Origin of the sequence: Novosphingobium sp. PhB165, from assembly GCF_004341845.1 — a bacterium.
GTDB lineage: Bacteria > Pseudomonadota > Alphaproteobacteria > Sphingomonadales > Sphingomonadaceae > Novosphingobium.
Genome location: NZ_SLVB01000001.1, coordinates 447,442 through 463,281 on the forward strand (window position 1 = coordinate 447,442; position 15,840 = coordinate 463,281).

Annotated in this window: 17 protein-coding genes; 8 read left to right on the forward strand and 9 right to left on the reverse strand. The window is 65.3% G+C overall.

Annotated features, from left to right (window positions below; all coding sequences use genetic code 11):
• Positions 1-5: 5 nt before the first annotated feature.
• Positions 6-1,115 carry an acyltransferase gene (locus EDF56_RS02175; protein WP_132385083.1) on the forward strand — a complete coding sequence of 370 codons (1,110 nt, stop codon included), beginning with the start codon at positions 6-8 and terminating at the stop codon, positions 1,113-1,115.
• A gap of 88 nt (positions 1,116-1,203) precedes the next feature.
• Positions 1,204-2,115: a fructose bisphosphate aldolase gene (locus EDF56_RS02180; protein WP_132385084.1), complete on the forward strand. Its 912-nt coding sequence runs from the start codon at positions 1,204-1,206 to the stop codon at positions 2,113-2,115.
• Positions 2,116-2,175: 60 nt separating this feature from the next.
• Here the strand turns inward: EDF56_RS02180 and EDF56_RS02185 are convergent, their stop codons facing one another.
• Positions 2,176-2,736 carry a hypothetical protein gene (locus tag EDF56_RS02185; RefSeq protein WP_132385085.1) on the reverse strand — a complete coding sequence of 187 codons (561 nt, stop codon included), beginning with the start codon at positions 2,734-2,736 and terminating at the stop codon, positions 2,176-2,178.
• A gap of 101 nt (positions 2,737-2,837) precedes the next feature.
• Between EDF56_RS02185 and EDF56_RS02190 the strand changes: the two genes are divergently transcribed.
• Together EDF56_RS02190 and thiE are read left to right on the forward strand one after the other, a co-directional pair.
• Positions 2,838-3,386 (forward strand): hypothetical protein, encoded by a 549-nt coding sequence (locus tag EDF56_RS02190; RefSeq protein WP_132385086.1) that lies wholly within the window; start codon positions 2,838-2,840, stop codon positions 3,384-3,386.
• 27 nt (positions 3,387-3,413) lie between these two features.
• Positions 3,414-4,052, forward strand: coding sequence for a thiamine phosphate synthase (gene thiE, locus EDF56_RS02195; protein WP_132385087.1), 639 nt, complete (start codon positions 3,414-3,416; stop codon positions 4,050-4,052).
• Positions 4,053-4,275: 223 nt separating this feature from the next.
• Here thiE and EDF56_RS02200 read toward each other — a convergent pair whose 3' ends face one another.
• The 4 genes from EDF56_RS02200 to npdG are packed head-to-tail and all read right to left on the reverse strand — an operon-like array spanning position 4,276 to position 7,373.
• On the reverse strand, positions 4,276-5,196 hold the full coding sequence (locus EDF56_RS02200; RefSeq protein ID WP_132385088.1) for an LLM class F420-dependent oxidoreductase: 921 nt from the start codon (positions 5,194-5,196) through the stop codon (positions 4,276-4,278).
• A gap of 13 nt (positions 5,197-5,209) precedes the next feature.
• Positions 5,210-6,067, reverse strand: coding sequence for an SDR family oxidoreductase (locus EDF56_RS02205; protein WP_243652336.1), 858 nt, complete (start codon positions 6,065-6,067; stop codon positions 5,210-5,212).
• 14 nt (positions 6,068-6,081) lie between these two features.
• Positions 6,082-6,726 (reverse strand): 2-phospho-L-lactate guanylyltransferase, encoded by a 645-nt coding sequence (cofC, locus tag EDF56_RS02210; protein ID WP_132385089.1) that lies wholly within the window; start codon positions 6,724-6,726, stop codon positions 6,082-6,084.
• Complete coding sequence (gene npdG / locus EDF56_RS02215) at positions 6,723-7,373, reverse strand: NADPH-dependent F420 reductase (RefSeq protein ID WP_132385090.1); 651 nt, start codon at positions 7,371-7,373, stop codon at positions 6,723-6,725. Before npdG ends, cofC begins: the two co-directional genes overlap by 4 nt.
• A 132-nt stretch (positions 7,374-7,505) precedes the next feature.
• On the opposite strand from npdG, the gene cofE reads away from it, so the two are divergent.
• The 3 genes from cofE to cofH are packed head-to-tail and all read left to right on the forward strand — an operon-like array spanning position 7,506 to position 11,511.
• Complete coding sequence (gene cofE, locus EDF56_RS02220; RefSeq protein ID WP_243652337.1) at positions 7,506-8,240, forward strand: coenzyme F420-0:L-glutamate ligase; 735 nt, start codon at positions 7,506-7,508, stop codon at positions 8,238-8,240.
• Positions 8,237-9,181: a 2-phospho-L-lactate transferase gene (cofD, locus tag EDF56_RS02225; protein WP_132385092.1), complete on the forward strand. Its 945-nt coding sequence runs from the start codon at positions 8,237-8,239 to the stop codon at positions 9,179-9,181. Before cofE ends, cofD begins: the two co-directional genes overlap by 4 nt.
• An 11-nt stretch (positions 9,182-9,192) precedes the next feature.
• Complete coding sequence (gene cofH, locus EDF56_RS02230; protein ID WP_132385093.1) at positions 9,193-11,511, forward strand: 5-amino-6-(D-ribitylamino)uracil--L-tyrosine 4-hydroxyphenyl transferase CofH; 2,319 nt, start codon at positions 9,193-9,195, stop codon at positions 11,509-11,511.
• On the opposite strand, the gene EDF56_RS02235 is transcribed toward cofH, so the two are convergent.
• Positions 11,481-12,143, reverse strand: a complete 663-nt coding sequence (locus tag EDF56_RS02235) for a TetR/AcrR family transcriptional regulator (RefSeq protein ID WP_132385094.1) — start codon at positions 12,141-12,143, stop codon at positions 11,481-11,483. The genes cofH and EDF56_RS02235 overlap by 31 nt on opposite strands.
• Before the next feature lie 84 nt (positions 12,144-12,227).
• Between EDF56_RS02235 and EDF56_RS02240 the strand changes: the two genes are divergently transcribed.
• The gene (locus EDF56_RS02240; protein ID WP_243652338.1) at positions 12,228-12,995 is read left to right on the forward strand and encodes a ubiquinone biosynthesis protein COQ4; all 768 of its coding nucleotides are present in this window, start codon (positions 12,228-12,230) and stop codon (positions 12,993-12,995) included.
• On the opposite strand, the gene EDF56_RS02245 is transcribed toward EDF56_RS02240, so the two are convergent.
• The 3 genes from EDF56_RS02245 to EDF56_RS02255 form a co-directional block, all read right to left on the reverse strand.
• A complete protein-coding gene (locus EDF56_RS02245; RefSeq protein WP_132385096.1) occupies positions 12,982-13,455 on the reverse strand; it encodes a VOC family protein in 474 nt (157 codons plus the stop codon). The genes EDF56_RS02240 and EDF56_RS02245 overlap by 14 nt on opposite strands.
• 89 nt (positions 13,456-13,544) lie before the next feature.
• Positions 13,545-14,726, reverse strand: coding sequence for a sulfotransferase (locus EDF56_RS02250; RefSeq protein ID WP_132385097.1), 1,182 nt, complete (start codon positions 14,724-14,726; stop codon positions 13,545-13,547).
• A gap of 148 nt (positions 14,727-14,874) precedes the next feature.
• Positions 14,875-15,771, reverse strand: coding sequence for an AraC family transcriptional regulator (locus tag EDF56_RS02255; protein WP_132385098.1), 897 nt, complete (start codon positions 15,769-15,771; stop codon positions 14,875-14,877).
• Between the last annotated feature and the right edge of the window lie 69 nt (positions 15,772-15,840).

The following is a 15,840-nucleotide window of genomic DNA, read 5'->3' on the forward strand; positions in this document are numbered from 1 at the left end:
GGCGCATGAACAGTTCGGTCCATGTTGCCGCTCCCGAAGCGGCCCGGGCCTGGCAAGGGCGTCGCCCGCCATGGCATGGCCGCTATGTAACGCTCGACGGCATGCGCGGGATCGCCGCGCTTGCCGTCGCGCTGTTCCATTTCAATATTTCGCAGGCCCCGCACGGCTATGTCGCGGTAGACTTCTTCTTCGCGCTCTCGGGCTTCGTGCTCGCCACCAGCTACCTGCCGCGCTGGCAGGACGGCATGGGCGTGGGCGAGTTCATGCTCAAGCGGCTGATCCGGCTCTATCCGCTGTTCCTCGTCGGCGTGGTGCTGACGACGGGCGTCGGCCTCGCGCGGCTGCATAGCGGGGGCGATACCTCGCTCGGCCTCGTGACGATCTTCGGCAGCACCCTGTTCAACGCGCTGATGCTGCCGTCGCCGCTGACCCATACGCTGTTTCCGCTCAACGTGCCGGCCTGGTCGCTGTTCTACGAACTCGTTGCCAATTTCGCGATGATCGTGCTGTTGTTCCGCCTGCCGCGGCTTGGCATTGCGGCGGTCTGCCTGCTTTCGGTCTGGTGGTTCGTGCCGGCGGCGCTGGAGAACGGTTCGGGCAATATCGGCGCGATGTGGAAGGAATGGGCGGTGGCGCTGGCCCGCACGCTCTATTCCTTCGGCATCGGCATGCTGATCGCCAGCCTGCCGCAGCCGAGGCACCGCCCGGCGACACTGGGGGGCGTGGCCTGCCTGATTGCCATTACGGTGATGCTGTTGGCCAATCCCGGTTTCATCTCGACCGTATGGTATGATCTCGCTTGCGCGCTGGTGGTCTCGCCGCTGCTGGTCTGGTGCGGTTCGCGGGTCGAGCCTTCGCGCCGTCTGGCGCCGCTGGCCTGGTTCGTGGGCGAAGTTTCTTTCGCGCTCTACGCGGTGCACTGGGCGCTGATCGAGCCCATGCGGTATTTCAAGGACGATCTGCACTACAACGCGGTGCTGATGGCCTTCGTATTCCTGGGCGCTTGCGTCGCGGTGGCCTGGCTCTGCGTGCGCTGGATCGATGTGCCTGCCCGCACGCTTCTGGGCGGCCTGCTGCGCCGCCGGTCGAAGCCGGCCGTCCACCCGCTGCCGTGAATTTCCGCCGATAGAACGGGAATCACGGGGGAGGGCCCGGCAAACAGTTTCGCTCCAGTCCGTTGGAGCATCTCAAGGAGGAGAAACCATGCAATTTTCAGATATGAGGGCCAAGATGGCCGGCGGAAACGGCTTTATCGCCGCGCTCGACCAGAGCGGCGGTTCGACGCCGAAGGCGCTCAAGGGCTACGGCATCGAGGAAGGCGCCTGGTCGACCGAAGAGGAAATGTTCGGCCTGATCCACCAGATGCGCGCCCGCATCATCGCCTCGCCCGCTTTCAACGGTGACAAGGTCATCGGCGCGATCCTGTTCGAGCGCACCATGGACGGCGAAGTGAACGGCGTATCCACCCCGCAGGCGCTGATCGCCAAGGGCGTGGTGCCTTTCATCAAGATCGACAAGGGCCTTGAGGACGAGGCCAACGGCGTTCAGCTGATGAAGCCGATGCCCACGCTCGACGCGCTGCTGGAGCGTTCCAAGGCGCTGGGCGTCTATGGCACCAAGGAGCGTTCGGTGATCAACTCGGCGAATGCGGAAGGCATCGCCGCCGTGGTCCGCCAGCAGTTCGAGATCGGCAAGCAGGTGCTCTCGCACGGCATGATGCCGATCATCGAGCCCGAAGTGAACATCAAGAGCGAGACCCGCGCGGAGTCCGACAAGCTGCTCCTGGCCGAGATCCTCAAGAACCTCGACGCGCTCGAAGACGGCGTGCAGGTCATGCTCAAGCTGTCGCTGCCGGTGGTTCCGGGCACGTTCGACGCGCTGGTGTCGCATCCCAAGGTGCTGCGCGTGGTCGCGCTCTCGGGTGGTTACAAGCGTCCCGAAGCTTGCGCCGAACTGGCCAAGAATAAGGGCATCATCGCCAGCTTCAGCCGCGCGCTGCTGGAAGACCTGCGCTCGCAGATGAGCGACGCGGAATTCGACGCCGCGCTCGCTGACGCGATCGACGCCATCTACAAGGGCTCGACCGAGAAGACCGGCGCCGCCACGGCCGCCTGATCTTTCAGAGGTTGCGTTTCAGGGAAAGGGCGGTGCCGCAGGGCGCCGCCCTTTTTCGCGTCAGATGCCGCCCATGAAGCGGAAGCCGAACTGGTAGGCGAGCGGGGCGGGGCGGGATCCGGCGGTGGGCCCGGGCAATGCGTCGAGCAGCAACAGCTTGCCATCGGCAACCTGGATCGGCTCGCCCATCGTCATGTCCAGCTTGTGGCTACCGGAACCGAGATCCACGCGCACCCGGACTTTCAGGCGTCCGGCCCAGACACACTGGGTGCCTTGCGCGCAGCGGCTGTCTTCGATCAGGGAAAGCGGGGTGACCTTGGGGCCGTCCACGAAGACCGTCTCGCCGATGCGCGTATAGGCGAGCGGCGGGCCGCTATAGGGCTGGGAAGGCGGAGCGGGGCTGGCGACAGGTTCGTAAGCGGGCGTCGGGGTGGCGACCGGCGGCGGCTCGGGGTACCTCTGTGGCTGCCGTTCTTGGGGCATCGCAGACGTCATGGGCGGCGGCGTTGCAGGTGCACCGGCGCTCTCCGGCCCGGCCCCTTCGGGAATGATTCGGCATCCGGCCAGTGCGGCAGCGAAAAGGGCCAGCGAAACCACCGGCGAGAAGGCGCGTCGTCTCATCGTCCCGAGACATCGCACGAACAGCGCCTTGGTTCCGAACTTCGGTCTTTCGCGGTGCAACAAAGGCCATTAGGCTTTCCGCCAATGCCTGAACCTGTTCAATGATAAGTCCGGACCGCAACAAGTGGTCTTCGGCACTTGCGGTGCTGGGATTCGCGGCCGCGATCGGCCTGCGGATCGGGGCTGTATTGCTTCTGCACGACCTGCTGATCCTGATGCTGCCTGCGGTCTTCGTCGGCGGCGCGGTCTATCTGATCCTGCAAAACTATCGTCCGTCGCTGCTGGAGCCGCTTCGGATGGCCGTTGTCCTGCTGGCGGCGCTGGACACCTGGCAACTGATCGACGCGGCGATCACCGGGGCGCTCGGTTCGCGGATCGTGCTGGAACTGGCGCTGGGCTGTGCGCTGGCTTGCCTGATCGTCTGGCGCGCGAACCGGGTGAACTTGCGGCTCATGGTGGGTTTTCAGGCTTTCGCCATCGTTGGAGACCTCTACGCCATTGCCTCCGCAGGGGTGCTGGATCGCTCGCTGGGATTTCCGGCGCTCTACGCGCTCGTGCATATGACGATCCTGCTGGCCGTGCTGCGCGTGGTGCGAAACCTCGAACGCGAGCATGCAGACGCCTTGTTCGACGACGAACTCTTTTCCTGAGGCCGTCAAAAGGCTAGGTGCGCGCTCATGGATGAGAACGAACGCGAACCGACGCAGCTTTACCTGATTTCGCCGCTCGACGTGACTGGCGCTTTCCCCGATCGCCTGGCCCGCGCGCTTGATGCCGCGCCGGTCGCGGCGTTCCAGTTCCGGGTGAAGGGCGTGGACCAGCATGAGGCCGCGCGTCTGGCCGAGCCGCTCCAGAAGATCTGCGCCGAGCGTGGGACGGCCTTCATCGTCAACGACTCGATTGCCCTTGCCAAGCGCCTTGGCGCGGATGGCGTCCATCTGGGGCAGGAAGACGGCACTGTCGAGGAAGCGCGCAATGCCCTCGGCCGCGATGCGCAGATCGGCGTGACCTGCAACAACAGCCGCCACCTTGCCATGGACGCAGGCGAGGCGGGTGCGGACTATGTGGCCTTTGGCGCATATTTCCCGACCACCACCAAGGACGTGAAGCACATGGCAGGCGTGGACCTGCTCGAATGGTGGCAGGCGATCTTCGAGATTCCCTGCGTCGCCATCGGCGGCATCACCCCTGAGAACTGCGCGCCGCTGGTAAAGGCCGGTGCCGACTTCCTTGCCGTGTCCGGCGCGGTCTGGAACGGTGACGAAGTTGCTGCGGTGAAGGCCTTCCACGAGGCCATGACCGGGGCGATGGACTGAGGGGAACTTCGCCTGTGCTATCGGCCTGCCGTAGCGCGGGAGATAACCCGCTCCAGCGCCCCCAAGAACTCGTCGTCCCCGCGAAGGCGGGGACCCCGCTTGTTCTTCGAGCGCCAAAGGAAGCGGGGCCCCCGCCTTCGCGGGGGCGACGAGATTTATGGTTCAGGGTTTGCGGTTCAAGGCACCGGACGGCAACGCTCGTCCAATGCCTTGAACTGCTCCCTTAAAAATCAATCTTCGCAATCACTTCCTCGCCAAACTTCAGCGCGAGTTCGCAATATTCCGCACGCGTATCGGCATAGACCGTCGCCCCGGCCGCATCGATGCCGAGCGACTTCAGATGCGCGAAGTGATCCAGCGCTTCCTGCGCGCTCCAGCCCTGCTTGATCGAGTACGTGGACGAAGCGATGACCTTGGGCGGCTCGGCGCGGCCGATCTTCTCGGCATGGGCGCGCATGTAGGCGATCGCTTCGCTGATATCGTCGTCACCTTCGAGATTGGCGGTGCGCGCGGTGTCGGTCACGGACTTGGGCACGAAGAACGGATGCCAGGCATCGCCCATCTCTGCGGCGCGGCGCAGCGCGCGCTTGGAGTTGCCGCCGACCAGCAGCGGCGGGTTCGGCTTTTGCGCGGGCGTGGGCAGCATGCGATTGCCGAGCGCGGTGTAGCCGGTGCCCTCGAACGTGAAATCCTCGCCCGTCCAGGCCAGCTTCATGGCGGTGATATACTCGTCCATGAGGTCGTTGCGGCTGTCGAAATCGACGCCGAGCGCCTTGTACTCCGCCTTGAGATACCCCGCGCCCAGGCCAAGGATCACGCGGCCATTCGTGAAGTGATCGAGCGAGGACACGCTGCGTGCCACCACGAAGGGATTGCGATAGGGCAGGACGAGGATGTTGGTCTGAAGCCGCAGCTTCGTCGTCACCGCGCCGATCAGCGAGAGCATCACGAAGGGATCCTGCGCATAGTGCCCGCCTGCGTCCAGCCAGCGCGATGACGGCGCGGGGTGATCGGTGACGGTACCGGCGTAGAAGCCCGCCTTTTCCACGGTGCGCGCGATCTCGTGCACGGCTTCCATGGTGCCGTATTCCTCCGGCTTGTCGATCCGGTCGAACGGCAGACTGGTGCTGAGCGTGAAAGTCATGGCTTGCGGTCTTTCAATTGGTGGCTTCGGGCGGCAGCACCCAGTCTTCGCGGTCGTTGCGGATCCAGCCGCCCGAGGCCCAGGTGCCGCCATCGACGGGGATGATCGTCCCGGTGACGTAGCTCGACATTTCGGAGGCGAGGAACAGGGCAACGCGGCCGCATTCCTCGTCCACACCGGCACGGCCGAGCGGGATGCGGCGGCGGATTGCCTCCTCCTGCGCGGGGGTGGGCTGGTACCAGAGGCTGGGATCCACCGCTCCGGCAAACTGGCCGCGCGTGCCGGGCGTCACCGTGTAGTCGGGCGCGATGGCGTTCACGCGGATGCGGTGATGGGCAAGTTCGACCGCGAGCGTGCGGGTGAGGTTGTTGATCCCCGCCTTGCAGGCCGCATAGACCGCATAGCCCGGCGCCGCGCGCGAGGCTTCGATGCTGGTGACGTTGATGATCGAGCCGCCCCTGCCGCTTTCGATCATGATCGGCACGGCAGCCTGCGTGGCGGCGAGGTTGGAGACCAGATTGAGGTCGATATGGCGGCGCCAGTTCTTCTCGACAAGGTCGACGAAAGGCCGCCGTGTCACGCCGCCGGCGTTGTTCGCCAGCACGTCCAGTCTGCCGAAATGGCGCGCCGCCTCGGTCACCGCGTTTTGCACGACGTCCACGTCCATCGCATTGCCGGCGATGCAGAGGGCCTTGCGCCCCCGCGCCTCGACCATTTCGGCGACTTGCTCGCAGCGTTCGGGAATCACTTCCAGTATCGCGATGTCCGCGCCCATGTCGGCGAGGCAAAGGGCGATGGAACGCCCGATTCCGCCGCCGCCGCCGGTGATGAACGCGACTTTTCCCGTTAGGTCGATGACAGAGCCATCCACACCCGTTCTCCCCATCATGCCGGCCGTATTCGGCCTTGCGCGCGCGGTCTGCGGTTGGTTCCGGCTATGAACACGCGTCTCAACAGGCGGACAGCATCAGCGAGATCGAGAGGGTCGTCTATATCTTTCTCCAGTCCGCAGGAGAGGATCGTCTCCACGGTAAGGCTTAGATTTACAGCTTCATTACAATGATTTGAGAAGCTGTTCTCACCGAACGCGAAAGGAAGCCATGCCCCTGCGGGCAAGGGCAGCGAGAGGGCATTGGTGCCGGTGCGATGGCGGTCCGGGGCGATGCCCATCGTGTTGTCGGGCAGAGTGGCCAGCCGGTCGAGGTCCTCGGTGGTCAGGCCGGGGAGATCGGCCGGGACGATCACGATGCGGTCCGGACCCGCCGCCGTGATCGCAGCCAATGCCGAGGATATTGCGCCGTTGAGGTCCGGCCCGGCATCGTCGATGCGCAGGATCCCGCTGCCAAGGTTCGCGCGCGGCGGACCAAGCACGCAGACGCGCTTGATCCTCCGAGAGGATCGCGTCACGTCCAGCACGTGCCGGAACATGGCTTCCACCAGAGCCTCGCGCTCGTCCGGGTCGAGCGCCGTCGCCAGTCGTGTCTTGCCCAGTCCCGGCGCCTTGATCGGGATGAGCGCCCAGCAGCTCACGGTACTTGGGGGGCTGCCGTGAGGTTGGTGAACCGTATCCCGGCCCCGTCGGCCTTGTAGGTCTTGTTCATGTAGATGAGGATCGAGGTCAGCGCCTCGGCCGCTGCCGAATTGGCGAGCGCCCCGCCGGAGAGCCCGCGCAGGCCCATGCCCGGGCAGAGATCGACCACCGTCTGGCGCGCCTCGACGTCGTCCGAGAAGACCAGCACGTCGCAGTCGATCGCATGGTCGCTGTCGAGATGGTGGGCCGAGACGTTGTGAAACGCCGTGACGAGCCGCGCGTCCGGCCCCAGATGTTCGCGGGCCTGCATGGCGGCGCTACCCTCGGCGGGAAGCTGCACGCGCATGACTTTGGGCGGGACCAGCGGCACGGTGGTGTCCACGACCACGGCAGAGCCGACCACGCCCGCGATCTGGCGCAGCGTATCGCCCTGCGAGGCGTGGGGCACAGTGACGATCACCACATCCTTGCCTTTCGCGGCCTCACCATTCTCGGCAAAGCCTGCTGCGCCCAGTTCCTCTGCCGTCGCCCGCGCCTTGTCCGCAGTGCGCGACCCGATCGTCACCTCATGCCCGGCTCCGACGAGCCTGCGAGCGATACCTTTGCCAAGCGCACCGGTTCCGCCGATCACCGCGATCGCTGCCATCAGATTATCTCTCCCGCGAATTCTTGTTTGTCATCATTGTCGTTTACGGCGCGGCGGCTTTAGACACGGGGTTCGGGAGGTCCGATGAAGCGAAATCCAGAATTGACCGTACGACCGCTGGCCGGATTGCCCATGTTCGCTACGGATATGTCGATAGCGCAAGCGATATGCGCGAGCCTTGAGGCTGAGGGCGACCGGTTCCGCGACGGCGATATCTGCGTGGTGGCGCAGAAGATCGTCTCCAAGGTGGAAGGGCGCACGCGCGATCTTGCCGCGTTCGAGGCTTCTGAGAAAGCACATGAACTCGCCCGCGCAACCGGGCGCGATGCGTCGATGATGCAGGCGATCCTTGACGAGAGTGCCGAGATCCTGCGCCGCACGCCGGCCGCGGTGATTGCGGTGCATCGCACCGGGCACGTGCTCGCCAATGCCGGGATCGATGCCTCGAATGTCGAAGGGGGACAGGAAGGACGCGTGCTGCTCTGGCCGGTCGATCCCGATGCTTCGGCGCGGGCGCTGCGGGCCGAACTTCAGAAAAGGTCTCAAGTCCGGATCGGCGTGGTGATCGCGGATTCGATGGGGCGGGCATGGCGGATCGGCACGCTCGGCACGGCCATCGGCTGCGCGGGGCTGACGGTGCTGGAGGATCGCCGTGGGCGCGCACAGGATCTGTATGGCCGCACGCTTCAGGCCACGGTGATCGGGATTGCGGACTCGGTTGCGGCGATGGCGGCACTGGCGATGGGCGAGGGCGCGGAGGGCACTCCGGTCGCGCTGGTGCGCGGCTGCGAGCGCTGGGTGACCGAGGAAGACGGGCCCGGTGCAATCGGCGGATTGAGGCCCATGGAGCAGGACATGTTCCGATGAGCAGAAAGCACATCCTTGCGCTTTCGGGCGGCGTGGGCGGGGCGAAGCTGGCGGCGGGGCTTGCTGCGGTCATGGCGCCGGGGGATCTCACGATCGTCGTCAATACCGCCGACGATTTCGAGCATCTTGGTTTAACTGTCTGTCCTGACATAGATTCTGTAACTTACGCGCTTGCCGGGCTCAATGACACGCAGCGCGGTTGGGGTGTGAAGGACGAGACGTGGCAGACCATGGCCATGCTCCGTGCGCTGGGCGAGGAGGGGTGGTTCAACCTCGGCGACCGCGACATGGCGATGCACATCGCGCGGTCATGGCGGCTGCGGGCAGGTGAGACGCTTTCTGAAGTGACGGCGCGGCTGACGCGCGAACTCGGGATCGCTCACGCGGTCGTGCCGATGAGCGACGATCCGGTGCGCACGGAAGTCTTGACCGAAGCGGGATGGACGCCGTTCCAGCGCTGGTTCGTGGGCGAGCAATGCGGCCCCGCGGTGTCGGATGTGCGGTTCGAGGGCACACCGGGCGCAAAACCATCACCGGGTCTTGCCGCCGCATTGGCGCGGGACGACCTTGCCGCCGTGGTCGTCTGCCCGTCCAACCCGTTCCTCAGTGTCGATCCGATCCTCGCCGTCGACGGCGTGCGGGCGACCTTGGCGGAGCGGCAGGTGCCGCTGATCGCGGTCTCTCCGATTGTCGGCGGAACCTCGGTGAAGGGCCCGCTGGCCAAGATGCTGGCCGAGCGTGGCCAGGCGGTAAGCAATGCGGCCATCGCGCATCACTACAGCGATCTTCTCGATCACCTCTTGATCGACCATGCCGATGAGGCCGATGTCTCTGGCTTGCAGGCACGGGGCCTCAGCGTCACCGTGACGACGACAATGATGCGCGAAGCCGCCGACAGGGCAAGGCTCGCGAAGGAGGTGCTTGCCCTCGCAGGCATCTGAAGGGTGAGCAGATGCAGGATGAGACCCGCCAGATGAAGGCATGGTTGCTGGCCGCTCCGCTGGAGGAGGTCACCGGCCGGGCACGCGCCAGACGCGATGCGCGTGGTCCGGCCCGGATGACCTATTCGCCCAAGGTCTTCATCCCGCTGACGCGCCTTTGCACCGACGTCTGCCACTATTGCACCTTCGCGACGACGCCTTCGCGGCTTGAAGCGCCTTACCTCACGCCTGAGGAAGTGCTGGACATCGCCCGCGCGGGGGCCGCTGCGGGCTGCCGGGAGGCGCTGTTCACGCTGGGGGATGCTCCGGAGCGCCGTTATGCCGCCGCGCGCGACTGGTTGGCGGAGCGGGGCTTTGCGCGGACTATCGATTACGTGCGCCACTGCGCCGAACTGGTGTTGAAGGAAACCGGCCTGCTGCCGCACGTCAACGCTGGCGTACTGGAGGAAGAGGACTGCCGGATGCTGCGCTCGGTCGCGGCTTCGGCGGGGCTCATGCTGGAAAGCACGTCGGAGCGGCTGCTGGAAAAGGGCATGTGCCACCATGGCTCGCCCGACAAGGTGCCGGCGGTGCGGCTCGCCTCGCTGGCGGCGGCCGGTCGCGCGGGGGTGCCGATGACCAGCGGCGTGCTGATCGGAATCGGCGAGACGGCGGAAGAACGGATCGACGCGCTGATTGCTCTGCGTGATCTGCACCGCGAACACGGCCATTTGCAGGAAGTGATCGTCCAGAACTTCTGCCCCAAGCCGGGCACGAAGATGGCCCGCGCGCCGGAGGCGAGCGAGGCAGATTTCCTGCGCGTGGTCGCCGCCGCGCGCATCCTGCTGCCGGACGAAGTCTCGGTACAGGCGCCGCCCAATCTCAATGATGAGCGTCTGGTCGAACTGATCGACGCCGGGATCGACGACTGGGGCGGTATTTCCCCGGTCACGCTCGATCATGTGAACCCGGAAGCGCCCTGGCCCGAAGTGGAGCGGCTGCGCGCGATCTGTGCGGCCAAGGGCCTGCCGCTGGTCGAGCGCCTGACGATCTATCCGCGCTTCGTGATGAGCGAGGACCACTCATGGCTCGATCCGGCGATCCGGCCGGCAGTGTTGCGCCATGCCGATGCCGAGGGGCTGGCGCGAGACAGCGTCTGGAGCCCCGGTCTGGCCGATCAGCATGCACCGGGCAGTGTTCGCGCTCCGCTGGGGCAGTTTCATGCCGGGCCGGTGGCAGCCTCGCTCCATCGTATCCTCGACCGCGCGGCGAGCGGGGTGACGCTGAGCGAGGACGAGATCGTCGCCCTTTTCGCCACGCGCGGCGCGGCGGCGCAGGCGGTGGTGGCTGCGGCTGACGCGCTGCGCGCCGAAGTCAGCGGCGATACCGTGACTTACGTCGTCAATCGCAACATCAATTACACCAATATCTGCACCCACACTTGCTCGTTCTGCGCCTTCTCAAAGACCAGCAGCAAGGCGGGTTTCCGCGACAAGCCCTACAATCTCGACTTGTCCGAAGTCGCCGGTCGCGCCCGCGAAGCGGTGGAGCGCGGGGCGACCGAAGTCTGCCTGCAAGGCGGCATCCACCCAAGCTATACCGGCGAAACCTACCTTTCGATCCTGCGCGAAGTGAAGGCGGCGTGCCCGGACCTTCATGTCCACGCCTTCTCCCCGCTGGAAGTCAGCCAGGGCGCGCGCACGTTGGGCATGCCGGTGCGGGACTATCTGGCGATGCTGAAGGACGCGGGGCTGGGCTCGCTCCCCGGCACGGCGGCCGAGATCCTTTGCGACGACATTCGCGAGCAGATCTGTCCGGGCAAGCTGACCACGCAGGAATGGCTGGACGTGGTGGGAACTGCGCACCGTGTCGGCCTGCCGACGACCTCCACCGTGATGTTCGGCCACCTCGAAGGCATCGAGCACTGGGCGCGGCATTTGCTGGCTTTGCGCAATCTCCAGCTCGATACCGGCGGCATTACCGAGTTCGTGCCGCTGCCGCTCGTCCATATGGAGGCGCCGTTCTACCGGCGCGGGCAATGCCGCAAGGGGCCGACCTGGCGTGAGGCGGTGATGATGCACGCGGTGGCGCGTCTGGCGCTGAACGGGGCTATCAACTCCATCCAGTGCTCTTGGGTGAAACTGGGCATGGACGGCGCGGCTGCCATGCTGGCGGCGGGTGCCAACGACCTTGGCGGCGTGCTGATGGATGAAAGCATCAGCCGTGCGGCAGGGGCTGCGCACGGGCAAGGGGTGACGATCGCGGAGCTGCGCACGGCGGCGGAAAGCGTTGGCCGCACGCTGAAGCAGCGCACCACGCTTTACGGCGAAGTGGTGTCCGAACCCGCCTGAACCGGTCTCGCGAGATCGGCATAGCCCATCACTAGCCGAACCAGTCCGTCCTCGATCTCTGCATCGCTCGGCGCGGTTTCGGGGCGCATGATCATCGCGCGTAGGACGCCGACGAAGGCCGTTGTGAGTACGAAGGCCTCTCCCCGCGTCAGCCTGCGGTTTCTACCCGGCGCGGTAGGGCCGGAAGGCGATGAGAGCAGGGTGGTCAGATGTTCGAGCAGCGGCGCCATCCGGTGCGTGCCTCTTGCCAGTGAGCGCTCCATCAGCAGCCGGTGTACGCGGCGCCGGTCGCCATAGGCCGCCGCGACGGCGCGCACGATCAGTCCCACGCGCTCGCGCACCGATACCGTGGCCTGATCGGCCAGAACGCTGAGAATCCGTTCCGACAGCGCGTTCATCTCGCGATCGGCGAGACTGTCGAGGATCGATTCCTTGTTGGGAAAGTACTGGTAGAGCGTGCCGATGCTCACGCCCGCCGTTTCGGCGACGGCATTGGTGGTGAAGCCGTCATAGCCCTTCGCGTCGAGCAGCCGCATGGCTGCCTCCAACATGAGTTCCACTTTGTGCACGGCACGGCCCTGACGCGGTTTTCGCGTCTTGACCGGCGGATTTTCGGGCGATTTTTCGGTCATGAGAGAGTGTGTCTAACGCGAGTTTCAGAACATGAGCATTGCTCATATTACTACCGTCATCGGCATCTGTCCAAGGACTGAATGATGACACCGGAAATCTCGACCGTGATCCCTGACCGCCGCGATTGGGGCACCGCCTTCAAGGCGCTGCGCCGCCTGCTGGCCGATGCCAACGATACGGCGCAGGTCTTTCGCATCATGCGCGCGCTCAATGCAGGCACGGCGAAGGCAGGCTATCTGCGGTTGATGGGCACGGCCCAAGGCGGCCGCCTTGCCTATGAGCGGGTGGAACTGGCCGAGCGTTTTTCGGACCCGGCCTTCATCGCCCAGTTCCGCGAAGGCACCGTGGGCGCGGCTTATGCCGAATTCCTGCGCAAGACCGGCTATTCCGCCACCGGGCTTGCCGAAGTGAGCAAGATCGACGGTGTCGATCTCAACTTGCGTCATCCCTATCTCTGGTACGGCCGGCGCATGCGCGACACCCATGACATTTGGCACGTGCTCACCGGCTATCGTGCCGATGAGCCGCTGGGCGAGCTTTGCCTGGTTGCCTTTTCCTATGCGCAGACGCGCGGGTTGGGCTGGGGGTTCATCGCGCTTGGCGGAGCGCTGAAGGCGCTGCGGGCGCGCGGCGGCAAGCTGGTTCTGCGGGCGATTCGCGAAGGCTATCGCCGGGGCAAGAACGCCGCATGGCTGCCGGGTGAAGACTATGAACGTCTCCTCGCCGAACCGCTCGATGTGGCGCGTGCCCGGCTGAACATTACCGAACCCAACGCCTACCGCATCGCACGAGAGGCAGTGGGCCGTGCCGCCGTACGAGCCGACGGCACGATGCCGATCACATTTTCCTGATCTGCTGCCACATGGCTTCGGGCATCCAGGTATATTCGATGTAGTGCCCGAAGACCTTGCGGGCATCGAGGTAGAGGAACTTCAGCGCGTTCGGATCGTCGCCTTCCGGACGCTCCATCGCCAGCGGGAATTCCTGCGCATCGACGCGCGAGCGGAAGTCCGCCCAGTTGTCGACCGCGAAGCAGACGTGGTGGAAGCGCAGCGGGCCGCCGTTGGACAGGCAGTTAGCGTAGATGCCCACTTCGTCGATCTCGTTCTCGATCAGTTCGATCTGGAGTTCGCCGATCCAGATGAAGCAGATCCGGCCCTTCTGGCGCTTCAGGCCCTGCGGCGTCAGTACCTGCTGGTCGACCGGGATAATGACCGGTTCGCGGGTCAGCCCGCGCCCGCGGAACAGGTCGATACCGGCTTCCAGATTGTCGCAGATATAAGCGTTTTGGTAGTGGCGGCCTTCGAGCATCAGTCTCTCCTCAATTTTTTTTTGGGTCCGGCCTCAACGGCCATCGCCCCCGAAAGCGGGGGCGATGGGATAGGGAGGCGGGCGGCGGTTCAGCCTTCGCGCGCGACGTCGTAACGTGAGAGGTAGCGTTCGAAGAGCGATTCAAGCTCCGCCTTCTCGATGCCGTACTGCGCCAACTTGTATTCGTGCTTGCCGAACTTGTCCTGCGGGTTGTCATCCACCCACTTCTGGATGCCGGCTTCTGCCTCGGCCGTCCACTCGTCGCCAAGCTGCTGATAGACCTTCTTCATCGCGCCGATCGGGTCGGCGGTCATGTCGGCGTAATGGACGTCGATGATCTTGTCCTCGCCGTACTTGTCGCGGAAATCCATGATCCGGTTGGCGTGCTCGGCCGCCTGCCAGGTGTAGTTCTCCTTGAGCCACGCCGTATCCGGCTTGCCCATGTGGGCCATGTGGCTGAGCGAGATGATCGAGCAGAGCGAGGCGGTGGCCGAGAAGGGATCGCGGTGCGCCCAAAGCACGCGGGCGTCCGGATAGACCTTGAAGATCGTCTCCAGCCACAGCGCGTGGCTGGGCTTCTTCACGTTCCACACGCCGCCGGCGTTCTGCTGGAGAACCTGCAGGAACTTCTTGTGGTATTCGTAGGCGCTGGTCATGTCGCAGGAGAAGATGAATTCCTTGTAGCCCGGCAGCTTGCCCTTGGAATCGATCATCAGCGTCTTGAAGTCGTGCGCCATGAAGAACACGCACTCGTTCGGATAGACGGCCGAGCCGCGATAGTATTTGCCCATGGCCGGATTGGCTTCGAGCATCGCCTTTTCCTGCGCCAGACGGGCCTGCGCGCGCGGATCGGTGGTCAGCAGATCGCTGGAGGCGACCGGCGGCACCGGATCGTCGATTTCCCAGGTCAGCGGCGAGCGGCGCGCCGGATCGGCGGCCAGCAGGTTGGAGAGCAGGGTGGTGCCGGTGCGCGGCACGCCCATCACGAAGACCGGCTTTTCGACCGGGCGGCTGAGCAGTTCGGGATTCTGGCGCAGATAGTCCGAAATCTTCAGGCGGCCGCGCAGGTAGTGGAGCGTATCCGCAGTGGCGCGGCCGATGCCGCCTTCGGTGTACTGCCCGCGCGCGATGCCGGCGTTGAAGTCGTTCACGAAGACATCGAAGCCTTCGCGCCAGGTGTCATTGTCGAAGTCCCGGATGCCGGTGTCCTTCATCGCCTGTTCTACGAGAGCGTCGCCGACGAGCTTGTTCGCCGTGAGTTGCTCGGCCATTTCGTAATCCTCTTTCCCGTGTCTCGGTCCGGGCCGCTGCGGCGACCTCATGGGCATGAGTTAGCCTGTGCGCGGGGCCGATTGGCAATGCGGCTGGTGCGTCAGATCGGGTCTATATGTCGAATCCGGGACAAGACCGGCCGAGCGACTAGGCTGCGACGGAGGCCATCGAGCCAAGCGCGCGTCCCTGCCGCTGGCGGAACGTGCTGGGGCTGGCGCCCACCGCGCGGCGGAACGCGAAGGTGAAGCTGGAAGGCGAGGCGAAACCCATGGCAAAGGCGATGGTCTTCACGCTTTCGCCCTCCATCAGCAGGCGCTTGGCCGCTTCCATGCGGCGCTGTTCGATATAGTCGCCGATCGAGCAGGCACGGCTGACGCGAAAACCGCGCGTGAGTTGGCGTACCGAAAGCCCGCACGAATCGGCCAGTTCCTTGAGCGGCGGCGCGGTGAGGTCGTTCGCCAGTCGCTCCTCGATCAGTCGCAGGCGCCAACCGGACAGGCCGCCGGTCATCGGCCTTTCGGAGACTTCAAGGCCATAGCGGACCAGTTCGATGGCGAGTTCGCTGCCCAGCAGTTCCAGCATGCGCTGAGAGGCAAGGCCGGGGTGGCGCACTTCGGCGGTGATCCGAAACAGCAGCGCGCGCACTTGTGCGCTGCCGATGTCGAGCGCGGCGGCCAAATGCGCATCGTCCCACGGCAGGTCGCGGCCCAGCAGGTCATGCACGAGCGAAGTGTCGATGGTGCAGACCAGCGAAGCCTGACGGCCGCTGCCGCCGCGAATGTAGAGCGACTCGCCGGGCGGGATCACGAATATGTCGCCAAGCCGCTCGAAACGGTGCGGGCCCCAGCGCTCGCGATAGCCGCCGCGCGATTCCAGCGGGCGCGGGGTCAGGCACATGTTGACGTGATAGCCGGCGGCCACGGCGTGGCGGTTGTCGGTCGGCTCGGGAATGTCGAAACGCACGATCTGCGCGGTAATTCCAGCGGCGCAAAGCTCCGCATCGACGATCATTGTCGGCGTATGGACGGAGCGGCTTTCGGTCATTGCAGGCTCTCCCGGACCAGTCGGGTCTCTGGCCCGAATTCGTGTCCCTGACGCTTGGATAGGGCCTGA

What these genes read in the sequence shown, in the direction of transcription:
- EDF56_RS02175 (WP_132385083.1), top strand. Translation starts at nt 6, where the DNA reads ATGAACAGTTCGGTCCATGTTGCCGCTCCCGAAGCGGCCCGGGCCTGG.
- EDF56_RS02180 (WP_132385084.1), top strand. Translation starts at nt 1,204, where the DNA reads ATGCAATTTTCAGATATGAGGGCCAAGATGGCCGGCGGAAACGGCTTT.
- EDF56_RS02185 (WP_132385085.1), bottom strand. Translation starts at nt 2,736, where the DNA reads ATGAGACGACGCGCCTTCTCGCCGGTGGTTTCGCTGGCCCTTTTCGCT.
- EDF56_RS02190 (WP_132385086.1), top strand. Translation starts at nt 2,838, where the DNA reads ATGATAAGTCCGGACCGCAACAAGTGGTCTTCGGCACTTGCGGTGCTG.
- thiE (WP_132385087.1), top strand. Translation starts at nt 3,414, where the DNA reads ATGGATGAGAACGAACGCGAACCGACGCAGCTTTACCTGATTTCGCCG.
- EDF56_RS02200 (WP_132385088.1), bottom strand. Translation starts at nt 5,196, where the DNA reads ATGACTTTCACGCTCAGCACCAGTCTGCCGTTCGACCGGATCGACAAG.
- npdG (WP_132385090.1), bottom strand. Translation starts at nt 7,373, where the DNA reads ATGGCAGCGATCGCGGTGATCGGCGGAACCGGTGCGCTTGGCAAAGGT.
- cofE (WP_243652337.1), top strand. Translation starts at nt 7,506, where the DNA reads ATGTTCGCTACGGATATGTCGATAGCGCAAGCGATATGCGCGAGCCTT.
- cofD (WP_132385092.1), top strand. Translation starts at nt 8,237, where the DNA reads ATGAGCAGAAAGCACATCCTTGCGCTTTCGGGCGGCGTGGGCGGGGCG.
- cofH (WP_132385093.1), top strand. Translation starts at nt 9,193, where the DNA reads ATGCAGGATGAGACCCGCCAGATGAAGGCATGGTTGCTGGCCGCTCCG.
- EDF56_RS02235 (WP_132385094.1), bottom strand. Translation starts at nt 12,143, where the DNA reads ATGACCGAAAAATCGCCCGAAAATCCGCCGGTCAAGACGCGAAAACCG.
- EDF56_RS02240 (WP_243652338.1), top strand. Translation starts at nt 12,228, where the DNA reads ATGACACCGGAAATCTCGACCGTGATCCCTGACCGCCGCGATTGGGGC.
- EDF56_RS02245 (WP_132385096.1), bottom strand. Translation starts at nt 13,455, where the DNA reads ATGCTCGAAGGCCGCCACTACCAAAACGCTTATATCTGCGACAATCTG.
- EDF56_RS02250 (WP_132385097.1), bottom strand. Translation starts at nt 14,726, where the DNA reads ATGGCCGAGCAACTCACGGCGAACAAGCTCGTCGGCGACGCTCTCGTA.
- EDF56_RS02255 (WP_132385098.1), bottom strand. Translation starts at nt 15,771, where the DNA reads ATGACCGAAAGCCGCTCCGTCCATACGCCGACAATGATCGTCGATGCG.